This is a genomic window from Acinetobacter sp. SAAs474 (assembly GCF_032823475.1).
GTDB lineage: Bacteria > Pseudomonadota > Gammaproteobacteria > Pseudomonadales > Moraxellaceae > Acinetobacter.
The window spans coordinates 672,665-692,340 of the sequence record NZ_CP127915.1 but is presented as its reverse complement, the minus strand read 5'-3'; the positions used below and the strand labels follow the sequence as shown (position 1 = coordinate 692,340).

22 protein-coding genes and 1 pseudogene are annotated in these 19,676 nt (G+C 37.0%); 7 read left to right on the top strand and 16 right to left on the bottom strand.

Annotation, left to right across the window (positions count from 1 at the left end; genetic code table 11):
- Nucleotides 1-714, bottom strand: a complete 714-nt coding sequence (gene ubiG / locus QSG86_RS04265; RefSeq protein WP_317032666.1) for a bifunctional 2-polyprenyl-6-hydroxyphenol methylase/3-demethylubiquinol 3-O-methyltransferase UbiG — start codon at nt 712-714, stop codon at nt 1-3.
- Between the two features lie 179 nt (nt 715-893).
- On the opposite strand from ubiG, the gene QSG86_RS04260 reads away from it, so the two are divergent.
- Nucleotides 894-1,514 carry a thiol:disulfide interchange protein DsbA/DsbL gene (locus tag QSG86_RS04260; protein WP_317030356.1) on the top strand — a complete coding sequence of 207 codons (621 nt, stop codon included), beginning with the start codon at nt 894-896 and terminating at the stop codon, nt 1,512-1,514.
- A 93-nt stretch (nt 1,515-1,607) separates the two neighbouring features.
- Here QSG86_RS04260 and QSG86_RS04255 read toward each other — a convergent pair whose 3' ends face one another.
- Nucleotides 1,608-2,273: a TetR family transcriptional regulator gene (locus QSG86_RS04255; protein ID WP_317030355.1), complete on the bottom strand. Its 666-nt coding sequence runs from the start codon at nt 2,271-2,273 to the stop codon at nt 1,608-1,610.
- A 193-nt stretch (nt 2,274-2,466) separates the two neighbouring features.
- On the opposite strand from QSG86_RS04255, the gene rph reads away from it, so the two are divergent.
- The gene (gene rph, locus QSG86_RS04250; RefSeq protein WP_317030354.1) at nt 2,467-3,183 is read left to right on the top strand and encodes a ribonuclease PH; all 717 of its coding nucleotides are present in this window, start codon (nt 2,467-2,469) and stop codon (nt 3,181-3,183) included.
- Nucleotides 3,184-3,271: 88 nt separating this feature from the next.
- On the opposite strand, the gene nadC is transcribed toward rph, so the two are convergent.
- Nucleotides 3,272-4,135 carry a carboxylating nicotinate-nucleotide diphosphorylase gene (gene nadC, locus QSG86_RS04245; RefSeq protein ID WP_317030353.1) on the bottom strand — a complete coding sequence of 288 codons (864 nt, stop codon included), beginning with the start codon at nt 4,133-4,135 and terminating at the stop codon, nt 3,272-3,274.
- 164 nt (nt 4,136-4,299) lie between these two features.
- On the opposite strand from nadC, the gene ampD reads away from it, so the two are divergent.
- Both ampD and murJ read left to right on the top strand, forming a co-directional pair.
- Nucleotides 4,300-4,896 carry a 1,6-anhydro-N-acetylmuramyl-L-alanine amidase AmpD gene (gene ampD, locus QSG86_RS04240; protein ID WP_317032665.1) on the top strand — a complete coding sequence of 199 codons (597 nt, stop codon included), beginning with the start codon at nt 4,300-4,302 and terminating at the stop codon, nt 4,894-4,896.
- Nucleotides 4,897-4,950: 54 nt separating this feature from the next.
- Nucleotides 4,951-6,507, top strand: coding sequence for a murein biosynthesis integral membrane protein MurJ (gene murJ / locus QSG86_RS04235; RefSeq protein ID WP_317030352.1), 1,557 nt, complete (start codon nt 4,951-4,953; stop codon nt 6,505-6,507).
- A 575-nt stretch (nt 6,508-7,082) separates the two neighbouring features.
- Here the strand turns inward: murJ and QSG86_RS04230 are convergent.
- The 4 genes and pseudogenes from QSG86_RS04230 to QSG86_RS04215 all read right to left on the bottom strand — a co-directional run bounded on the left by QSG86_RS04230 (nt 7,083) and on the right by QSG86_RS04215 (nt 9,599).
- Nucleotides 7,083-7,769 (bottom strand): FKBP-type peptidyl-prolyl cis-trans isomerase, encoded by a 687-nt coding sequence (locus QSG86_RS04230; protein WP_317030351.1) that lies wholly within the window; start codon nt 7,767-7,769, stop codon nt 7,083-7,085.
- 49 nt (nt 7,770-7,818) lie between these two features.
- Nucleotides 7,819-8,163 (bottom strand): annotated as a pseudogene (locus QSG86_RS04225) (FKBP-type peptidyl-prolyl cis-trans isomerase); the annotation flags it as partial.
- Between the two features lie 163 nt (nt 8,164-8,326).
- Nucleotides 8,327-9,031, bottom strand: a complete 705-nt coding sequence (locus QSG86_RS04220; RefSeq protein WP_317030350.1) for an FKBP-type peptidyl-prolyl cis-trans isomerase — start codon at nt 9,029-9,031, stop codon at nt 8,327-8,329.
- 232 nt (nt 9,032-9,263) lie between these two features.
- Nucleotides 9,264-9,599, bottom strand: coding sequence for a hypothetical protein (locus QSG86_RS04215; protein ID WP_317030349.1), 336 nt, complete (start codon nt 9,597-9,599; stop codon nt 9,264-9,266).
- A gap of 114 nt (nt 9,600-9,713) precedes the next feature.
- Here QSG86_RS04215 and QSG86_RS04210 point away from each other — a divergent pair, with 114 nt between their 5' ends.
- On the top strand, nt 9,714-11,150 hold the full coding sequence (locus tag QSG86_RS04210) for a PLP-dependent aminotransferase family protein (protein WP_317030348.1): 1,437 nt from the start codon (nt 9,714-9,716) through the stop codon (nt 11,148-11,150).
- On the opposite strand, the gene QSG86_RS04205 is transcribed toward QSG86_RS04210, so the two are convergent.
- From QSG86_RS04205 to QSG86_RS04170, 8 genes are all read right to left on the bottom strand, one after another.
- On the bottom strand, nt 11,132-12,157 hold the full coding sequence (locus QSG86_RS04205; protein ID WP_317030347.1) for an NAD(P)-dependent alcohol dehydrogenase: 1,026 nt from the start codon (nt 12,155-12,157) through the stop codon (nt 11,132-11,134). The genes QSG86_RS04210 and QSG86_RS04205 overlap by 19 nt on opposite strands.
- Nucleotides 12,158-12,344: 187 nt before the next feature.
- Entirely contained in the window at nt 12,345-12,905 is a 561-nt protein-coding gene (locus QSG86_RS04200) for a DNA-3-methyladenine glycosylase I (RefSeq protein WP_317030346.1), read from the bottom strand.
- A 23-nt stretch (nt 12,906-12,928) separates the two neighbouring features.
- Nucleotides 12,929-13,174, bottom strand: a complete 246-nt coding sequence (locus QSG86_RS04195) for a hypothetical protein (RefSeq protein WP_317030345.1) — start codon at nt 13,172-13,174, stop codon at nt 12,929-12,931.
- Between the two features lie 16 nt (nt 13,175-13,190).
- Nucleotides 13,191-13,736, bottom strand: coding sequence for a M23 family metallopeptidase (locus tag QSG86_RS04190; RefSeq protein WP_317030344.1), 546 nt, complete (start codon nt 13,734-13,736; stop codon nt 13,191-13,193).
- A gap of 92 nt (nt 13,737-13,828) precedes the next feature.
- Complete coding sequence (mutY, locus tag QSG86_RS04185) at nt 13,829-14,863, bottom strand: A/G-specific adenine glycosylase (RefSeq protein ID WP_317030343.1); 1,035 nt, start codon at nt 14,861-14,863, stop codon at nt 13,829-13,831.
- A gap of 152 nt (nt 14,864-15,015) precedes the next feature.
- Nucleotides 15,016-15,381 (bottom strand): HIT family protein, encoded by a 366-nt coding sequence (locus QSG86_RS04180; protein ID WP_317030342.1) that lies wholly within the window; start codon nt 15,379-15,381, stop codon nt 15,016-15,018.
- 67 nt (nt 15,382-15,448) lie between these two features.
- On the bottom strand, nt 15,449-16,198 hold the full coding sequence (locus tag QSG86_RS04175; RefSeq protein ID WP_317032664.1) for a dienelactone hydrolase family protein: 750 nt from the start codon (nt 16,196-16,198) through the stop codon (nt 15,449-15,451).
- 419 nt (nt 16,199-16,617) lie between these two features.
- A complete protein-coding gene (locus tag QSG86_RS04170) occupies nt 16,618-16,779 on the bottom strand; it encodes a DUF1328 domain-containing protein (RefSeq protein WP_317030341.1) in 162 nt (53 codons plus the stop codon).
- Nucleotides 16,780-16,957: 178 nt separating this feature from the next.
- Here QSG86_RS04170 and QSG86_RS04165 point away from each other — a divergent pair, with 178 nt between their 5' ends.
- Nucleotides 16,958-17,410, top strand: coding sequence for a YcgN family cysteine cluster protein (locus tag QSG86_RS04165; protein ID WP_317030340.1), 453 nt, complete (start codon nt 16,958-16,960; stop codon nt 17,408-17,410).
- Here the strand turns inward: QSG86_RS04165 and QSG86_RS04160 are convergent.
- Nucleotides 17,407-17,877 (bottom strand): DUF523 domain-containing protein, encoded by a 471-nt coding sequence (locus QSG86_RS04160; protein ID WP_317030339.1) that lies wholly within the window; start codon nt 17,875-17,877, stop codon nt 17,407-17,409. The two genes, QSG86_RS04165 and QSG86_RS04160, sit on opposite strands and share 4 nt — an antisense overlap.
- A 97-nt stretch (nt 17,878-17,974) precedes the next feature.
- On the opposite strand from QSG86_RS04160, the gene QSG86_RS04155 reads away from it, so the two are divergent.
- Nucleotides 17,975-19,240 (top strand): replication-associated recombination protein A, encoded by a 1,266-nt coding sequence (locus tag QSG86_RS04155; protein WP_317030338.1) that lies wholly within the window; start codon nt 17,975-17,977, stop codon nt 19,238-19,240.
- Nucleotides 19,241-19,676: the final 436 nt, after the last annotated feature.

Sequence of the window (19,676 nt, the reverse complement as noted above, 5' to 3'; positions counted from 1 at the left end):
TTAAAGACCTGCTTTTATGGTATGAACCATATAGTTTACATCGACATTTGGGGCTAACCAGTAACGTTTGGTGAGAGGATTATAATGTAAACCTGTCATCTCTTTCAGTTGTAAACCCGCTTCACGAATATCATGAGCAAGTTCTGAGGGCTTAATAAATTTATGATAATCGTGCGTTCCTTTGGCTAACATACGGAGTATATATTCTGCACCGATAATGGCAAATAAATACGATTTAGGATTACGATTAATTGTTGAAAAAAAGACATGACCACCGGGCTTAACCAACTGATAACATGCTTGAATAATGGAAGCAGGATTAGGTACGTGTTCTAACATTTCCATACAGGTGACAATATCGTATTGTCCTGCTTGTTCATCAGCTAAGCTTTCTACAGGAATTTGACGATACGCAATGTTATGTACGTTTTCTTGTTCTGCATGTAAACGTGCTACACGTAATGGTGCTTCTCCCATATCAATACCCAGTACATCTGCTCCACGTCGTGCCATACTTTCAGCTAGAATTCCACCGCCACAGCCAACATCTAGAATTTTCTTACCGTGAATACCACCGCTATGTTCATCAATCCAATTTAGACGTAAAGGATTAATCATATGCAATGGACGGAACTCAGAATGCTGATCCCACCATATGGCTGCAAATGCTTCAAATTTGGCAATTTCTTGTGGATCAACATTCAACTGCGACATCATTGTTACCTCAATTTAAGTCATCTGAATTTAATAAATTCTCTTCATCAGTAGTGTAGCGATTATTGCAAAAAAAGCGATAAGCACTGTAAAAAAGTTCACAGAAATAAAACTAAATCAGCATAATTGATTTATAGTAATTCTATAAGCTATGTAAAATTTCAAGGATAATATACTGAATGAAAACATTCTTTTTAGGTGGTTTAGCGACTACGATGTTAGCACTCTCTAGTGGTGTCATGGCAGCGAATTTTGTTGCAGGACAAGATTACACTGTTTTAGCGAATCCTGGTAAAGTTGAAGTACCTGGTAAAATTGAAGTACGAGAATTTTTTTGGTATGGCTGCGGACATTGCTATAAATTAGAACCACATATGCAAGCATGGTTGAAAAAAAAACCAGCTGATGTCCATTTTGTGAGAACACCTGCTGCGATGAATCCAGTATGGGAATCTGGTGCACGTGCTTATTATGTTACAGAAGCATTAGGTGTTCGTCGTAATACACATTTACCATTATTTCATGCAATTCATGAACAAGGTCAGCAAATTTTTGATCAAAAATCACAAGCAAAATTTTTAGTCAAATATGGTATTCCTGAAGCTAAATTTAATAGCATGTATAATTCTTTTCCAATCACAGCCAAAATTACACAGTCCAATCAATTGGCACGTCAATATCAGCTAACAGGCGTTCCTGCAGTGGTTGTGAATGGAAAATATGTGGTACAAGGCGAAACGGATAAAGTGCCTCAAGTTGTTAATTATTTAATTGAAAAAGAAAGAAAAGCTAAAAAATAATTCTCTAGTCGGCATATTCAGAAATTGAAATGAGGTGAAGATCACCTCATTTCAGGTATATGATGAATATTCTATTAAATTGAAGCAGAATATTTAGAGCATGTTATTTTCATCTTGCTGAGGTGGATTCCAGTTTGATATGCCACGAAAGAGTAAGTTAATTTGAATAATCGTCTGCTCTTTAAATGCAAGCTGTTGTTGTTCTAATATATTGCCTTTAAATTGACGTTTATAACCGATCCATGTCATGGCCCAGTTAAATGATAAGTTAATCAGAATTTGTGCCAAAACATTTAAGTCCTGTTGATTTTCAATATGCTGAATACCTGGAATTTTATGTAGGTCATTGGCAAAATCTTCAATTAAAAAGTCCAATTCTCTTGCAATGGATTGTCTTAAAATCTCTGAACCTCCCCAACGTTCTGCAATGAGAAAAATCCATAACTCTGGGTTTTTATCAACAGCGTTAAAAAATAAGTCGAGACAATTTTTAGTTTTAGCATCGGGCAAATATAAATAGGTTTGTCCTATTTGATGCATAATGCGTTTTAAATGTAGCGAAACCTGATCGACCAGCTCCAAGGCTAAAGCATCCATTTTTTCAAAATGACGATAAAATGCGGTAGGAACTAGGCCAATATGTCTGGTAATTTCTCTGAGACTAATGCTGTTAAATGAACGTCCAGATGTACTGAGCAACAATGCCGTATCCAAAAGCGCTTGGCGACTTTGAAGTTTGCGTTCTTCACGTATCGACATATTGATTCTCAAGAAAAATTAGAATTTAAAACAGATTGTAGCAAAATCTTGCTTTTAAAATAAACATAACACCGAAGAATCCTAATCGATATGGTAGATTGATTTAGCCTAAATATCATGCTTAGCGCCGTTTTTATATGGTCATCTGCTATACTTTAAAAGAATTTTATTGAAGACAAAATAAGGACAGATTATGCGTATTGACCAACGTAGTTTAGATCAATTACGAGATGTAAAAATTACTCGTAACTATACACGTTATGCAGAGGGGTCAGTGTTGGTCGAGTTTGGTCATACCAAAGTCTTGTGTACTGCAAGTATTGACCATTCAGTACCACGGTTTTTAAAAGGTCAAGGACAAGGTTGGGTAACAGCAGAATATGGTATGTTGCCACGTTCTACACATACCCGTAGTGATCGTGAAGCTGCACGTGGTAAACAAAGTGGTCGGACGCAAGAAATTCAACGTTTAATTGGACGTAGTTTACGTGCGATGGTTGATCTTAAAAAGCTGGGTGAAAATACCATTACCATTGATTGTGATGTGATTCAAGCTGATGGTGGTACACGTACAGCCGCAATTACGGGCGCAGCAGTGGCTTTAATCGATGCAATGAATGTACTATTGGAAAAAAAGAAAATTAAACATGATCCGCTCAAAGGTTTAGTGGCTGCAATTTCAGTAGGAATGTATCAAGATGAGGTGTTATTGGATCTTTGTTATGAAGAAGATTCAAACTGTCAAACCGATTTGAATGTTGTGATGACACAAGCAGGCGAATTTATTGAAATTCAAGGTACTGCTGAAGATAAACCCTTTACACGTACACAGTGTAATGCCATGTTAGAATTGGCAGAAAAGGGAATTCAGCAATTGATTCAAAAACAGCAGCAAGCGCTGGGTTGGTAAGTAAAAACGGATTGCAATTTACTACTGTTATTGCATCTTGAGCTGCCAATTTATGTCATGATGAACATCAATTGGCATGCTTAAATTATCAGGATTGTGAAGCTGCTAAACTATTAAAACGCATAGATAAATCAATCGCCTTGACATCTTTAGTCAGCACACCCATTGAAATATAGTCGACACCAGTGGTCGCCACTTCACGTAAGTTATCAATCGTAATATTACCTGAAGCTTCAAGTTTACAGCGACCAGCAACATGTTGGACGGCATCAATCATCTGTTGCTGGCTAAAGTTATCCAGCATAATAATATCGGCTTGTGCTATTAAGGCCTGATTAAGTTCATCCCATGTTTCAACTTCAACTTCAACAGGTTTATTGGGTGCAATTTGATGTGCTTGAGCAATGGCTTGAGCAATTCCTCCTGCTGCCATAATGTGGTTTTCTTTAATTAAAAATGCATCGAATAAACCCAAACGATGATTTTTACCACCACCTACTGCAACGGCATATTTTTGTGCAATTCTTAGGCCTGGTAAGGTTTTACGTGTATCTAATAATTGTGTATTTAGGCCCGTTAACTGCTGGACATAATCTGCTGTTTTTGTAGCCACAGCAGACAATGTTTGAATAAAATTTAATGCTGGGCGTTCAATGGTGAGAAGACTACGAGCCGTACCTGCAAGTGTTAAAAAAGTTTCGTTGGCTGTAACAAGATCCCCATCATTTTTGAGCCAAATCACTTCTACATCAGGATCATATGCGTTGATGAGTGCATTGACCCAAGGTTGACCGGCCAGAATCATATTTTCGCGGCTGATAATTGTGGCTGTTGCTCGTTCATTTTCTGGACTCAGTAATGCGGTAATATCACCTTCACCAATATCTTCTTGTAATGCTTGCTGAACATTAATTGCAATGGCGTGATTCAATAAAGTAGGTGAGATGTTCATGTATATTTCCGTATATCTCAAACGTATCAAAAGTGGCGCTATAGTAGCATTATTCATATCGAATCGCATTTTTTAATCAAGTCTTGCATCAGGTTTGAGATTTTATGCAGAAGGTTTTAGGATATCTGTATATCGTACCTTTTACAGATCATGAGAATTATTTTATGCAAAGACACTCTCCCTTTCGGGTGGTAGAAGGGCAATTATCTGGCGCACAACTGATTCCATCACCTAATTTTAATCAGCGTCCGAATGATACAGAAATTGAGTTGATTGTTTTACATAATATCAGTTTGCCACCTTCACAATTTGGTGGAGGATATATTCAACAATTTTTTCAAAATCAATTAGATTGGAATATACATCCTTATTTTAAAACGATTGAAGGTATGCAGGTTTCTGCACATTTATTAATTTTAAGAACTGGTGATGTATTGCAGTTTGTTAACTTTGCAGATCGTGCATGGCATGCGGGTCGTTCAATTTATCTTGGAAAAAATGAGTGTAATGATTATTCAATTGGTATTGAGTTAGAGGGCAGTGATGATTTAGATTTTACAATGATACAATATCAAAAATTAGCAGAAGTTGTTGTGGTTTTACAAGAAAAATATCCAAAAATTCAACAGCATATAGCAGGACATTCAGATATTGCACCTGGAAGAAAAACAGATCCTGGGCCTTTTTTTAACTGGATGAAGTTTAGAAATTTACTCAAACAATTAAAAAACCAATCAACAGATCAATTGTTGAATGATTAAACAATGGGACATCAACACGAGTTTCATTACAATAGCGACTTGATTTTTAATTAGGTGATTACGATGGCGCTGTGGCGATCGACCGTGATTGTAAGTGCATTGACCATGCTATCTCGCGTATTGGGTTTAGTACGTGATGTGGTCTTGCTGAATGTATTTGGTGCTGGTAAAGACTTTGATACTTTTGTTGTGGCTTTTCGTATTCCTAACTTCTTTAGGCGACTTTTTGCTGAAGGTGCATTTTCACAAGCATTTATTCCTGTATTAACTGAATATAAAACGACGAGAATACATGCTGAAGTCCAGATTCTGATCAGTCGTGTATTTGGTTGTTTAAGTGCCTTTATGACCTTATTAACGATGCTGGCCATGATTGCAGCACCTGTCATTATTTATATCTATGCACCTGGATTTAATCATGACGCGGCAAAATTTACCATGGCAACAGAAATGTTCCGTCTGACTATTCCATATTTACTCTTTATGTCATTAACTGCATTTGCCAGTAGTATTCTGAATAGTTATGGTTCATTTGCCCTTCCTGCATTTGCACCTGTTTTACTGAATGCTGCGATGATTGCTGCTGCACTCTGGCTCACTCCCTATATGGCTGAGCCGATTATGGCATTAGGTTGGGCAGTATTGATTGCAGGTATTTTACAATTTGCAATTCAAGTACCAGAGTTATGGCAGAGAAAATTACTTATACCACCCAAAATTGATTTTAAGCATGAAGGTGTACAACGTATTCTCCGGCTGATGTTACCTGCCTTATTTGGGGTATCTGTAACGCAAATTAATTTATTACTGAATACAATTTGGGCATCATTTATGCAAGATGGTGCAGTTTCGTGGTTGTATAGTGCTGAACGAATGACAGAACTACCATTAGGCTTAATTGGTGTAGCAATTAGTACGGTTATTTTACCATCACTTTCAGCAGAGTATTCACAGCAAGATAAAACTAAATTTAAAGGCTTAATGGATTGGGCTGCTAAAGTTGTGGTTCTAGTTGGTGTCCCGTCGAGTATTGCACTATTTATGCTTTCTACACCGATTATTCAAGCGTTATTTCAGCGTGGTCAATTTACCTTAGAAGATACACAAATGACGGCTTTAGCACTGCAATGTATGAGTGCTGGTGTGATTTCCTTTATGTTAATTAAAGTTTTTGCACCGGGTTTTTATGCACAGCAAGATATGAAAACTCCTGTTCGTGTTGGCTTAATGGCGGTCGCGGCAAACGCTATTTTTAACGTTATTTTTATTGGATTATTTAAGTTAATTAATTGGCATGCAGATCATATGGCATTAGCAATTGCATCGTCCGGATCTGCTTTAGTCAATGCGGGAATGCTTTATTTCTATTTACATAAACGTAATATTTTTCGTTTTGCCAGCCATTGGAAAAAATTAGTGCTTCAATTTGCGATTGCCAATATGGCAATGGTATTAGCATTATGGTTTGCTTTAAGCCATTATAATGGTGAAGTTTCACAATGGATTCGTGTATTAGAAGTGATCGGACTGTGTGTTGTTGGTGTATTGACCTATGCAATCACATTATTTATAGCGGGCTTCCGTCCTCGGGACCTAAAACCTGAAGCATAAAACAAAGCACTGCTTTGTTTTATGCTGCAAGACAAGCGTAGCGCGTAGTATAAGCAAGATACTTGCTTTGTTATGCTGCAAGACAAGCGTAGCGCGTAGTATAAGCAAGATACTTGCTTTGTTATGCTGCAAGACAAGCGTAGCGCGTAGTATAAGCAAGATACTTGCTTTGTTATGCTGCAAGACAAGCGTAGCGCGTAGTATAAGTAAGATTACTTGCTTTGTTATGCTGCAAGACAAGCGTAGCGCTTAGTATAAGTAAGATTACTTGCTTTGTTTTATGCTGCAAGACAAGCGTAGCGCGTAGTATAAGCAAGATGACTTGCTTTGTTTTATATACGAATACTTATTCGGGTATTGAATTTTACTGATCTTCAAGGCATTTTTGTGGATAAGTACGATATATTCAGCATCTGCTGTGGATAAGTATAGTTGACTGTGTATATCTTAGATCTTTAAATGGCTTATATTGCTGGGTGATTGATGTTCGCATTCACCCAACATGTATTTGAGTCTAATTCTTCGATGTGATATTGGATTAGATCAAAATTGTCGTTAAAAAAAGTTGCTTTTAACTATTTAACTTCTAATAGGTCGATATCAAAAATAAGGGTACTATTGGGTTGAATTGCATCACCAGCACCAATCTCTCCATAGGCCAGTTTTGCAGGGATAAAGAATCGATATTTTGCACCTTCTTTCATTAATGGTAGACCTTCTTTCCATCCATCAATGACTTGATTGACTTGAAACTCAACAGGATGTTGGCGTGCAATTGAACTATCAAATACCGTACCGTCAAGTAAACGTCCTTCATAATTGACTTTAACTTTAGAGGTTGCGGTTGGTTTTTTACCTGTACCTGGTGCTAAAATTTGGTACTGTAATCCTGATTTGGTCACACGTATATCTGATTTCTGCGCATTTTCTGTTAAGAACTTTTGACCTGCTTGTGCATTTATAGCTGCAAGTTTTTGTTGTTCAATCAGTTGCTTAGCATCATTACGCTGTTTAAACTCATTCAATGTCTTTGCCATTTCTTCATCAGATAAAGCAGCCGGCTGATCTGTTGTTGCTGTTTTTAATCCTTTGATGAATGAGTCTAAATCAATATTTTTAAGTGCTTCAGCATTGCTATGTCCAATTACATAACCAAAGCTATAGCTAACTTTATCTTCAAATGGACTTTGGCTATTAATCGTTTTTGCAGCTAATCCTGTGCTGCACAGTGCAAGACATACAACGGTCATAGATAATTTCATAATTTCATCTCAAATATAGAAAGATTGCATTAGATACTGTTGTTTATTGTTATTTGACTTGAATTAATTCAACATCAAAAATTAAAGTGCTATTGGGTGGAATTACACCTGGAACGCCTTGAGCACCATAGGCGAGACGTGCAGGAATATAGAATGTTGCTTTGCCACCTTCCTTCATTAATTGCAATCCTTCAGTCCAGCCAGGAATGACTTGATTTAATGGAAATTCAATGGGTTGACCACGTGCAACAGAGCTATCAAATATTTCACCATTTAAGAGCTTACCAGTGTAATGCACTTTAACGGTTGAATTGGCTTTGGGTGTTTGACCCGTGCCTGCTTGAGTTATTTTATATTGCAAACCAGATGCTGTCGTTTTAAATCCTGATTGCTGTGTCATGGTATTGTTTACATTGGCTGTTGTATCTATCGTATTGCCAGTTTGTGCATATAAAGTTGTACTTGATAAAGTAAGACATAAAAGTGTAATAGGTAATTTCATATATCAGCCTCAGAATAAATGAAGGAGAGCAATTGCTCTCCTTCATTGATATGGTTTATTTTACTTGAAGTAATTCAACATCAAAAATAAGAGTACTATTTGGTGGAATCGTACCTGGAACACCTTGTGGTCCATAAGCCAGATTGGCTGGAATATAAAATGTTGCCTTACCACCTTCTTTCATTAATTGTAAGCCTTCAGTCCAGCCAGGAATAACTTGATTTAATGGGAAGTCAATCGGTTCACCACGTGATACTGAACTATCAAAAACCTTACCATCAACCAATTTTCCAGTGTAGTGTACTTTAACCATTGAGGTTGGAGTCGGTGATTTACCTGTGCCTTCTTTGGTAATTTTATACTGTAAACCTGAAGCTGTTGTTTTTACGCCAGGTTGAGTTTTATTTTTTTCCAAGAAGGAATTATTTTCAGACTGAACTTTTTTAGTTTCAGTGGCTTGTTTTTCTTGAAGTTCTTTTTGGAATTGTTCAAAAGCCTTTTGTAGTTCTTCTTCAGTATAAGCCGGTTTTTCTTTGGCATGGCCTGCACGGACACCTGTGACAAAACTATTGATGTCTAATTCAGGAGGTGTTTGATTTGCAACCTCATAGCCAAGAGCATAACTAATTTTTTCAACAGACGATGCATTCGCAGGCACTGTTGTTGTTTGCGTTGCTGGATGTTGAGTCGCATAATAAACAGGAACAAGTGCAGCACCGCCTAAAATGATAGCAACAGCGATGGGTAAGGCTTTACTCATTAGGTTTTTCCAAATTCATTTTAATTAAAAAGTCATTGTGCATTTTAGCAGACTTTTCCAATTGAACATGCTTCATTTGAAGCTTACTCAAGAATGTATCCACTATATTCTCATCATTGATTTTATTCTAGAATACACTAAATATATAAAACATTTTTTATACAATAAACAGTATATATTTACCATCGCAATCAAGCTAAAAAATCCAATTTTTTAGCTTGATGAACTACAATTATTTGATGTTATTGGTAGCATTAAAATATAACACTGCAGTTTTAGCCAAAGATGGTTCAATTAGGAAAACTTGATACTGATGTTGAGAAGATTGACGACATTCAAATTTGATTTGCTGTAAAGGTGGAATTCCCAATACTAAGCCCGAAGTCGTCGGTTTTTGATAGACATAGTTGATACGATTAAGCTGATTTGTTTGCTGATGAACTTCATATTCCCCCAAGTGCTGCGCTTTTAAATAGCCGTGAATGAGTGCTTGGCAAATAAAGTGAGATTGATGCTGTTGAACGTCATTTTGGATTGGATGACATGCACTGATGACCAATGTCATCATGAAAATAAGCATGAGTTTCACAATAAAAATTCTCTTTAACACTATACGCAGAGCATAAAATCAGTTGTAATTTGAGTACAGATACACATCATTTTAAAAAATAGGTACAGACGGGTGGTATTTCAGTATCAAAAACTTGCTGCACAGCTTAGCCAGAAAATATATCGGGGTGAGTTAGTGGTCGGTCAACGTTTAAGTTCATTGCGAAATTTTGCACAACAACATCAAGTCAGTTTAAATACAGCAAAAAGTTGTTATGAATTATTGGAAGCACAAGGTTTAATTATAGTAAAACCTAAAATTGGTTATTTTGTACAACGTCATAATGTTGGACAGATTGATGTACCACAGCATCATGATTTTGCATCTCATGCACGTGAAGTCTCAAATTTAGAATTACAAATCGAGATTCAGCAAGCCTCTATTCAGACACCACTCATTCATTTAGGCGCAATTCAACTTTCACCCGACCTTATGCCAATGCAGGCAATGCGTCGTTCATTACAGCGTGCATTAAAACATAGTCAACCTGAAGATTTTTTATATAATCATCCACAGGGACATCTTCGTCTACGTGAGGCTTTAGTACAGCATTGGGCTGAAGATGGGCTATTTATTGCATCAGATGATATTTTCATTAGTAATGGATGTATACCGGCCTTAGCGGTTGTTATTCAGACATTAACAGAGCAAGGTGAGAGTATTATTGTTCCTACGCCACACTTTAATGGACAACGACAGCTTTTAGCCACTTTAAAACGTAAAATTGTTGAAATACCGACCTCACACGAGGGTTTTGATTTATGTCGTTTAGAACATGAAATGTGTTATTCCGGTGCAAAAGTATGTCTACTGACTGCAAATTACCAAAATCCGTTAGGATACTGTTTAACAAATATTGAAAAACAGCGTATTGCTGAATTGGCGCAGCAGTATCAATGTTATGTGATTGAAGATGATATTTTTGCTGAATGTTATTTTGGTTCAAGACGGCCTTTACCTATTCGTCATTGGGATGAGGCAGGCTTTGTGATGTATTGTGGTTCAGTATCTAAATCTTTATCACCGGCATATCGTGTTGGATGGTTCTGTATCAGTTCAAGATTACAGCACCTTAAAACCAAAATGTTAAATTATAATATAACGGTCAATACACCATTACAACTCGGACTGGCTGATTTAATTCATTCACGTGCTTATCGAGAATATTTAGCACAATTACAGCCGATTTTATTGCGACAAGTTGAACAATATCGACAGTATATTATTCAATCTTTTTATGATGTGGAATTAAGATTAACTCAGCCACAAGGCGGCTATTTTTTATGGCTACAATTTCCAGCCGTGCTGGATAGCTTGAAAATGTATCGTTATGCACAATCTCAAGGAATTAATATTGTACCTGGCATTGTTTTTGGTGAAGATGAAAAATATAACAATTGTATTCGATTAAATACGGGACATGCATTGTCTAAAAAAATCTGCCAAGCAATTGATACTTTAGCAGATTGGACGCGAATGGAATTACAGCATTATGTGAAATCTGCTTGAAGAACAATACGATAACGTGCTTGTCCTGATTCTAAGCGTTGAATCGCCTCATTAATTTTTGACATGGGAAACATTTCGATGGTGGGGGCAATATTTTTACGTGCTGCAAATTGTAATAATTGTCTTAGCGCTGCTGGCGAACCAGTGGCTGAGCCTGAGACTGATTTTGCACCACCAATGAGGTGACCTGCTGCAATAGACATGGGTTCAAGGACTAAACCTAGCATATGTAATGTGCCTTCAGGTGCTAGAGTTGCTAAATAGGCCTTCCAATCCAGACTTACATTGACTGTACTCAATAAAAGATCAAACTTACCATGTTGCATTTTGATTGCTTCGCGATCATGACTATCAATGACATGATCTGCTCCCATTGCTTTTAATTCTGCAGTTTTATCTAAATTTGATGTAAATGCAGTGATTTCACAGCCCCATGCCTTAAGTAATTTAATCGCAATATGACCTAAACCGCCAATACCAATGACACCAACATGATGAATTGCCTGAATCTGATGTTTAAGTATAGGATCAAAAACGGTAATGCCACCGCACAGTAAAGGACCTGCACTTTCAGCTGCAAGATCATCCGGAAGAGGAATAATCCATTGCCATCCAGCACGGACTTTATTTGCAAATCCTCCTGCATGACCAACGATTGTGGCGATAGATGTACCACTACATTGTACAGCATGACCTGAAATACATGCATGACAGTATTGGCAGCTTTCTGCTGTCCAGCCGATACCCACCCGTTGACCGATTTTTAAGCCTTTTGCTTCTGTACCTAATTGTGTGATTGTGCCAATGATTTCATGACCAGCAATCACTGGATAAATTGAGTTGTGCCAATCATTATTAATCACAGAAATATCGGAGTGACATAACCCACAATATTCAACTTTTACTTCAACTTGATGTGGCTGTAATTCGCCTGCATCAAATTGATAAGGCACAAGTGAAGCACCTGGTTGTAGCGCTGCATAAGCAGAAATAATAGTGTTTGACATGCTGATCTCTTTTCATATTTCGATCAAAATAGATTGATCATGGCTTTTGCAATATTTGGTTATTTCACTCATATAGGTGATCAAATACATGATTAGAATGGTTTTAGACTCAATGATCATCGCGATAATCAGATTAAACTAAATATAATCGAATGGGATCCAAACGCGACTAAAGACGATATCTGGTTTATAAAGTTTTAAAATGGCAGTGATTTTCATGATCATTAACCATGCCCACAGCTTGCATAAATGCATAGCAGGTTGTTGGACCAACAAAACGAAAGCCATTTTTTTTGAGTATTTTAGACATCTGTTGACTTTGTGGTGTTTGTGCTGGAGCCTCTCGATAATTGACAACATCATGATGCTGCCTCTGATGGTCAACAAATCCCCATAACCATTCACTGACATTTATCCCTTGTTGTTTAAGCTTTTGCCACGCAATAGCATTATCTCGAATAGCGGATAATTTTCCGATATGGCGAATTAGGGCAGCATCCTTTAGTTTGAGCTGAATCATCTCGTCTGTAAATAGTGCAATTTCTTGAATATCATACTGAAAAAAATGTTGATGATATGCAGGTCTTTTTTTTAATACGGTAATCCAAGATAATCCAGCCTGTTGTCCTTCTAAACATAACATTTCAAATAAATGTGCTTCATCATAGCTAGGTTGACCCCATTCATGATCATGATAATGTTGGTAGACTGGATCATCAGAGCACCAGCCACAGCGTATAATCGTCATTTTGATGCTCCTATCATCATGAATTATAAATCAAATGATTGCCATTGGTGATCGATATTATTCCAGTAATAAAGTTGTGCTTGGATCAGATCAGCAAAATCAATCCAATGATCTTTACCCACTTTATCTGAATAGCCGGTACTGATCAGTAATGCTGTATCGGTAATTTCCATGATCCAACCCTGATAGACTGTTTCATGCAGTACTATTTTCTGTTGATTACCTGATTCTGCAAACTCAACCAGACGGTCGATCAAAACTTCTGACATGTATCGTTCCTATAAATTAGCGTAAATAAGGATAGGGATTCACTACACCACGACCTTTACCTTGCAAATAAAGACCATAATGTAAATGAGGAGCTGTATGACGTGCATTTCCAGTATTGCCAACATAGCCGATAAACTGGCCTTTTTTGACATAATCACCGACTTGTAGTCCACGTTTATGCCCATCAAGATGGGCATAGTAATGCCAGCTAGGTCCTGGCCCCATTATCCAAATTACTTTACCACCCAAATTATTATTACGTAAGTCTACAATAAGCCCTTCTGTTGCACTGAATACTTTTGTTCCGCGTGGCGCCATGATGTCAATGCCTTCATGTAGGCGTCCACGACTACGTGATGCACCCCAAGTATCACTCAAATTTTGTCTATTTACACCGTGAACAGGAATGGGTAACTGACGATCGAGTGACATCTCAGTTAATCTTTTGACTTGTGCTGCTGGTAGTGGGGCAGATGATTTTTTAGGTGTCGTAGAACATGCAGAAAGAATGAGTATACAGAAAGTGAATAAAAACATGATAGTTAAAGGAGGACGCAGCATATTCTATTCCAATCATTATTGTTGTTGCAATTGAACCAGATCAACAAAATGACCTGATTTTATATGTGTCTCGTTTTAATCTATTGACTATGTCATAACTGGATAGCACAGATCAATTTTTTCATGGCAGTTGGAATACCTAAATCAAGTGCATATTGTGGTTTAAGCCATTTCGCATCAAGTTCAAGCGATAAATATGCCAATTGATCTGGATCGACATCAAAACATATGGCTTCTAATAGCCAAGTAAAATGTGTGAAGCTATGTGAAATTTTAACGCACTGTTTGACGGTGAGTAAATTTAAAGACTGACAATATTGTTGAAAAAGCTGTTCATCTTCAATAATGGGTAAGCACCATAATCCACCCCATAATCCACTCGCAGGACGCTGTTGCCATAGCCATTGCTCTTGACACTGTAGCAATAACACTTTGCCATATTTGATTGGAATCGGTTTTTTTGCCTTTTTAAAAGGTAATTCAGTTTCTAAGCCTTGCTGATGGGCTTTACATTGTGACTGCATGGGACAATATAAACATAATGGTTTTTTGGGGGTACAAATAGTGGCACCTAAATCCATAATTGCTTGAGTATAATCATGATTCCGTTCAATTGGACAAAGTGAACTTGCTAATTTCCACATTGCTCGCTCATGAATAGGTTTGGATAGATCATCTTCAATTGCAAAAAAACGTGACAGTACACGTTTGACATTGCCATCCATGATGACGCCATATTGACGTAAACCCAAAGACATAAGCGCACCTGCAGTCGAGCGGCCTATTCCAGGCAATGCCATCCATTGTTCAAGTGTTTGAGGAAAGTCACCTTGTTGTGTCACAATACCTGCAGCTTTATGGAGATTTCTGGCGCGAGCGTAATAGCCTAAACCTGCCCAATAGGGAGCAACTTCATCCCATGATGCCCGCCCCAAACTTTGTACTGTTGGAAACCGGTCAATAAAACGCTCAAAATAGTTGAGTACTGTTTTCACTTGGGTTTGTTGCAGCATAATTTCAGATACCCAAACTTTATAGGGATCATTAGCGACTTGCCAAGGAAGGTCATGCCGACCGTGTTGATCAAACCAAGATAATAAGGCGTGTGAAAAAGAAAATGCTGACATACTGTTGTGAAAAAAAATAAAGATCATGTATAGCTTAATGGCTTCAAGCAAATTTTGTTGAATATTCTGAGATTATAGGAACTATTTTTTAGGTTGATCCATGTAAAAATTGGTGCCTAAGCACCAATAATAAGTAATTTTAGCACTTAGAATTAAAGATGATTGGTCATACCCCAACGCGCATCTAGTTGTAGTTGTTGATTTTCATATCGTGGAATAATATGAATGTGTACATGTTCAGATACATGACCAAATATATTGCCATCGTTAAAGCCCACATGGAAACCTGATGGTTGATGGCGTAACTTTAATTCATTGTGTGCCAGTTCTAATAAGCTCATTAAGCTTTTACGTTCTTTATCGGTAATGTCAAAGAATGAGCTGACATGACGGATAGGAATAATCACGCAATGGCCTTTTGATAATGCATTCGGTTCAGGGAGTACCACACCAAAATCATTTTGCGTAATGACATCATATTCGTCGTAGTGGCAGTATGGGCATTGATCTGTTGTCATGATGTTATCCTTATTTAAATTTATAACCTATTTTAAATTGTAAATATCATATTATTATGAATATTAATTAAGCTTTAAAATCTTTAAAATAATGATCTAAAAGGGTATACATGGCAGTTAGGCCTTGTTGTTCTGCTGTGGCGTTATACGCTAAATCAACCTGATTGGCTTGAGCACGTTCATCGGCTAAAGGATTACTAAAGCCATGTTTGGCATTTTCAAAAATAATGATTTCATGCTTCACCTTGGCTGCCTCCATTTCTGCATGAAAATGTGCCACATCATCCAGTGAGACCATACTATCTTGTTCGCCATGTAAAACGAGAATGTCAGCGTGTACTTGTCCTTCTTGTATAGCTATTTGAGACGATAAGTTGGCATGAAATGTAATAACAGCAGTTAATGGTGCACCAGATCGTGCCAAATCGAGCATAACCTTTCCACCATAACAAAAACCAATCGCAGCTAATTTTTCCGGATTAACTTCATCTTGAGCCGCCAAAGCTTCTAGTGCAGCAGATGCTCTTAATACAATGGTATCTGCCTGAGCAAATGTTTCAGTCATCCATTGATTGGCTTGAGTTGCTACCGATGTCACTTTTTTATTGCCATACATATCAATTGCGAGGGCAGCATAACCATGGGCTGCAAGCTCACGTGCACGTTGTTCTGTATATTCATTACGTCCCCACCATTCGGGTGCAACAAGAATACCTGCAACTGGTATTTGGTTGATAGGTGCAGCAAAATAGCCAATTAATTCTGTACCATCTGCTGCTGTGTAGTGAATTTCACGTGTGGTGATTGTGCACGCCATCATTTTTTCCTTAAAAAGATTATTGATTTGATTAAAGCATAAAAAGATCAGATTTATTTTTTAATTAAGTATCAAAAAATATAGACTTTGCCAAGTCTAAATACCAGCCTACTGATGGTTGACTTTAATGGATATCTATTGTTAAGGCTTCATATTTTATTTATTCATTGTGGTGCGAGAATGTTGATATTGTGGTGTTAGAAGGGCTGTTATAAGGAAAATATGGCCTAATCAGATGATAATATAGATCGATAAAATGTGATATTTATTAATCTATATTTTTTTAAAAAGTCATTCGAGGCAGGCTAAAATAATGATAAATTGATCATGGTATCAGTATTGATTTTACTGAAAGGATATGACGTTCATCTGGTTAATTTTAGCCAACCACGATTTAGATTTAAATTCAGCGAACAATATTATTTGGATTTCGCTTGAGATAAGAAACCGACAATTGCGAGAACTACAGCGACAATCAGTAGAATAATCGCAAAGTCTTTAGATAGTCCTGCGACACCACTAAAACCAAAAAGACTTGCAATCAATGCAATCACTGCAAAAATAATGGCCCAACGAAACATTTGCGCTTTCTCCTTGCTTGTATCTATTTTGAGTATATCGAGATCATATTTTTAAATAATATGCGTTTTTTGTTTGAAAAGTGTACCAAATTGAAGGCATAGTTTATTAATCAAGATATTTTATAGGCAGGATGAAAGCTTGCTATACTGTGTTGGATCAGGATAATTGATTTGTGCTATGACTGAACTACTACGCCCCCAATTTTGGAAAAAATATTCGCTTACTGAATTAAATCCGGCTGAATGGGAGGCCTTATGTGATGGATGTGGCTTATGTTGTTTAATTAAATTAGAAGATGATGAAAGTGCAGAAATTGCCTATACCAAGGTCGCTTGTCAGTTATTGGATTGTCAAACGGCACAGTGTTCAGATTATGCACAACGTCAGCAAAAAGTACCAGATTGTATTCAATTAACACCAGAAAAATTAGCGACGATTCATTGGTTACCATCAACATGTGCTTATCAACGGTTACAACAAGGTCAAAGTTTACCTGCATGGCATTATTTAAATACAGGCTCACATCAAAGTATTGTCGCTGCTAAAAAGTCAGCTGCAGGACGCTGTATTTCAGAGCGTGATATTGTTGAAGATGAAATTGAAGAATACATTGTACGTTGGATACGTTAATCGCGTATCAGTAACTGTTGCAGTAATTCTTGTTCCGAAATGACCCGAAATCCATGTGAGCGTAATAAGGTTGTTGTGATACCCGCAGCGATAATTTTTTTTCCTGAAAATGAGCCATCATAAATAAAATGTGAACCACATGAAGGGCTATTTTCTTTTAAAATCACCACATCAACTTGATGTATTTGTGCCATATGTAAAGTGGCATAAGCACCTTGCATAAAGGCTTCAGACACATCGTGACCATCAATATCAATGACTTGTGCAGTCCCTTGTAAAATAGCTAAGGTAGAATGATTTTGAATTTCTGCTGGTGCACGAGGTGTTGCTAATCCACCTAAAATTTCTGGACAGACCAGAATTACTTGATGATGAGCTAAAAAATTTTCAATGGCAGTAATTTTGTAAGCTTTACCATCATAACGAACAGGTTGATTTGCTAAGCATGCACTCATTAAATATTTCATTGGTTTATCATCATGCACTTCAAAAACAATTTAGGAAAATAGATCATTTTGCAATAACATAGTAACGTCATTGCCAATATTGTAAAGTGATCACAAGATGTCAGATCGTCATATTCCATTACCTGAGCGTTTACGTCCGAGAGATCTGTCTGAAATCATTGGACAAGATCATTTATTAGCAGAAGGCGCACCTTTGCGTCAAATGATTGATCAAGGTCATTTACCATCAATTATTTTTTGGGGACCACCGGGTGTCGGTAAAACGACTATCGCATTACTTTTAGCACAGGCTGTAGATCGTCCATTTGTTAGTCTATCTGCATTAAATACTGGTGTTAAAGAATTGCGCGAAGTCATTGCTGATAGTGGTGATTTACTGATACCTGTTGTTTTTATTGATGAAATTCATAGATTTAATAAATCTCAGCAAGATGCATTATTACATGCAGTTGAACGCGGTAAAATTACGCTTATTGGTGCAACGACAGAAAATCCATCATTTGAAGTCAATAGTGCATTATTATCACGTTGTCAGGTTTATACACTACATGCCTTAAATGAACAAGCATTACAGACTTTACTACTCCGCGCATTAAAAACAGACGCTTTTTTAAATACGCGTACAATTCATATTGAGGAGTTTGAGGCACTATTGCAGTTCTCTGCAGGTGATGCCCGTAAAGCATTAAATTTACTTGATTTAATTGCTAGTACTTTTGAGGAAAATAGCGAAAATATCATTAATAATGCACTGGTCGTTAAGGTTGCTCAGCAAAATATTGCACGTTATGACAAATCAGGTGAGCAACACTATGATTTGGTCTCCGCATTTATCAAATCAATTCGGGGGAGTGATCCTGATGCTGCGCTATATTGGATGGCACGCATGCTAAAAGGCGGAGAAGATCCAGTCTTTATTGCACGTCGTATGTTGATTGCTGCTTCTGAAGATATTGGTAATTCTAATCCCAATGCCTTACTTTTAGCTGGAGAATGTTTTCGTTCTGTTCAAGTCATCGGTATGCCAGAAGCAAGAATTATTTTGGGACAATGTGCTGTTTATTTAGCCACAAGTGCTAAAAGCAACAGTACTTATTTGGCAATTAATAAAGCGATGGAATTGGCTGAAAAGACAGCAAATCTTGCTGTGCCGTTACATCTACGCAATGCGCCTACCTCGCTGATGAAACAGCAAGGCTATGGTGTCGATTATTTATATCCACATGACTACTCAGAACATTTTGTATTGCAAGAATATTTGCCACCTGAATTAAAAGGTACCAAGCTGTATGAGGCAGCACGAAATAAACGAGAAGTTGAAGGTGAACGTTTACAACAACGCCGTTGGATCGTGCAGCAATGATTAGACTATAGCAAGTTTATGGTTATTTTAGATTTTTGATATCGGCATTATCTTTGTCTTCGAGCAGTAATATAAATTTAACCATTACAGCATCTTAAATGATGGAGTTTTTGGCTTAATCTGATAAAAAAAAGTCCAATTCAATATGAATTGGACATTAAAAAAGGATGTTGTTTTGGGAGATAACATCCTAGAGGGTAAGGATTAAATAATATGCAACACGATATAAAACATCATGTTGTATGTTATTAATAGGTGGAAATATCAGTTGTCAAAGAATTATTTTAGTCAAAATTTAATTTTTTTAATTTAGAATTAATTTCATATAATTTTGCTAGATATGTGCTGCCTTGTACATAGCTACTACTGATATTCTATACTCAAATAGTTGTAATTTAAATAGGGAAAAATAAGAAAAAGAATGTGAAAAATAAAA

What these genes read in the sequence shown, in the direction of transcription:
- ubiG (WP_317032666.1), bottom strand. Translation starts at nt 714, where the DNA reads ATGTCGCAGTTGAATGTTGATCCACAAGAAATTGCCAAATTTGAAGCA.
- QSG86_RS04260 (WP_317030356.1), top strand. Translation starts at nt 894, where the DNA reads ATGAAAACATTCTTTTTAGGTGGTTTAGCGACTACGATGTTAGCACTC.
- QSG86_RS04255 (WP_317030355.1), bottom strand. Translation starts at nt 2,273, where the DNA reads ATGTCGATACGTGAAGAACGCAAACTTCAAAGTCGCCAAGCGCTTTTG.
- rph (WP_317030354.1), top strand. Translation starts at nt 2,467, where the DNA reads ATGCGTATTGACCAACGTAGTTTAGATCAATTACGAGATGTAAAAATT.
- nadC (WP_317030353.1), bottom strand. Translation starts at nt 4,135, where the DNA reads ATGAACATCTCACCTACTTTATTGAATCACGCCATTGCAATTAATGTT.
- ampD (WP_317032665.1), top strand. Translation starts at nt 4,300, where the DNA reads ATGCAAAGACACTCTCCCTTTCGGGTGGTAGAAGGGCAATTATCTGGC.
- QSG86_RS04230 (WP_317030351.1), bottom strand. Translation starts at nt 7,769, where the DNA reads ATGAAATTATCTATGACCGTTGTATGTCTTGCACTGTGCAGCACAGGA.
- QSG86_RS04220 (WP_317030350.1), bottom strand. Translation starts at nt 9,031, where the DNA reads ATGAGTAAAGCCTTACCCATCGCTGTTGCTATCATTTTAGGCGGTGCT.
- QSG86_RS04215 (WP_317030349.1), bottom strand. Translation starts at nt 9,599, where the DNA reads ATGATGACATTGGTCATCAGTGCATGTCATCCAATCCAAAATGACGTT.
- QSG86_RS04205 (WP_317030347.1), bottom strand. Translation starts at nt 12,157, where the DNA reads ATGTCAAACACTATTATTTCTGCTTATGCAGCGCTACAACCAGGTGCT.
- QSG86_RS04200 (WP_317030346.1), bottom strand. Translation starts at nt 12,905, where the DNA reads ATGACGATTATACGCTGTGGCTGGTGCTCTGATGATCCAGTCTACCAA.
- QSG86_RS04195 (WP_317030345.1), bottom strand. Translation starts at nt 13,174, where the DNA reads ATGTCAGAAGTTTTGATCGACCGTCTGGTTGAGTTTGCAGAATCAGGT.
- QSG86_RS04190 (WP_317030344.1), bottom strand. Translation starts at nt 13,736, where the DNA reads ATGCTGCGTCCTCCTTTAACTATCATGTTTTTATTCACTTTCTGTATA.
- mutY (WP_317030343.1), bottom strand. Translation starts at nt 14,863, where the DNA reads ATGTCAGCATTTTCTTTTTCACACGCCTTATTATCTTGGTTTGATCAA.
- QSG86_RS04180 (WP_317030342.1), bottom strand. Translation starts at nt 15,381, where the DNA reads ATGACAACAGATCAATGCCCATACTGCCACTACGACGAATATGATGTC.
- QSG86_RS04175 (WP_317032664.1), bottom strand. Translation starts at nt 16,198, where the DNA reads ATGGCGTGCACAATCACCACACGTGAAATTCACTACACAGCAGCAGAT.
- QSG86_RS04170 (WP_317030341.1), bottom strand. Translation starts at nt 16,779, where the DNA reads ATGTTTCGTTGGGCCATTATTTTTGCAGTGATTGCATTGATTGCAAGT.
- QSG86_RS04165 (WP_317030340.1), top strand. Translation starts at nt 16,958, where the DNA reads ATGACTGAACTACTACGCCCCCAATTTTGGAAAAAATATTCGCTTACT.
- QSG86_RS04160 (WP_317030339.1), bottom strand. Translation starts at nt 17,877, where the DNA reads ATGAAATATTTAATGAGTGCATGCTTAGCAAATCAACCTGTTCGTTAT.
- QSG86_RS04155 (WP_317030338.1), top strand. Translation starts at nt 17,975, where the DNA reads ATGTCAGATCGTCATATTCCATTACCTGAGCGTTTACGTCCGAGAGAT.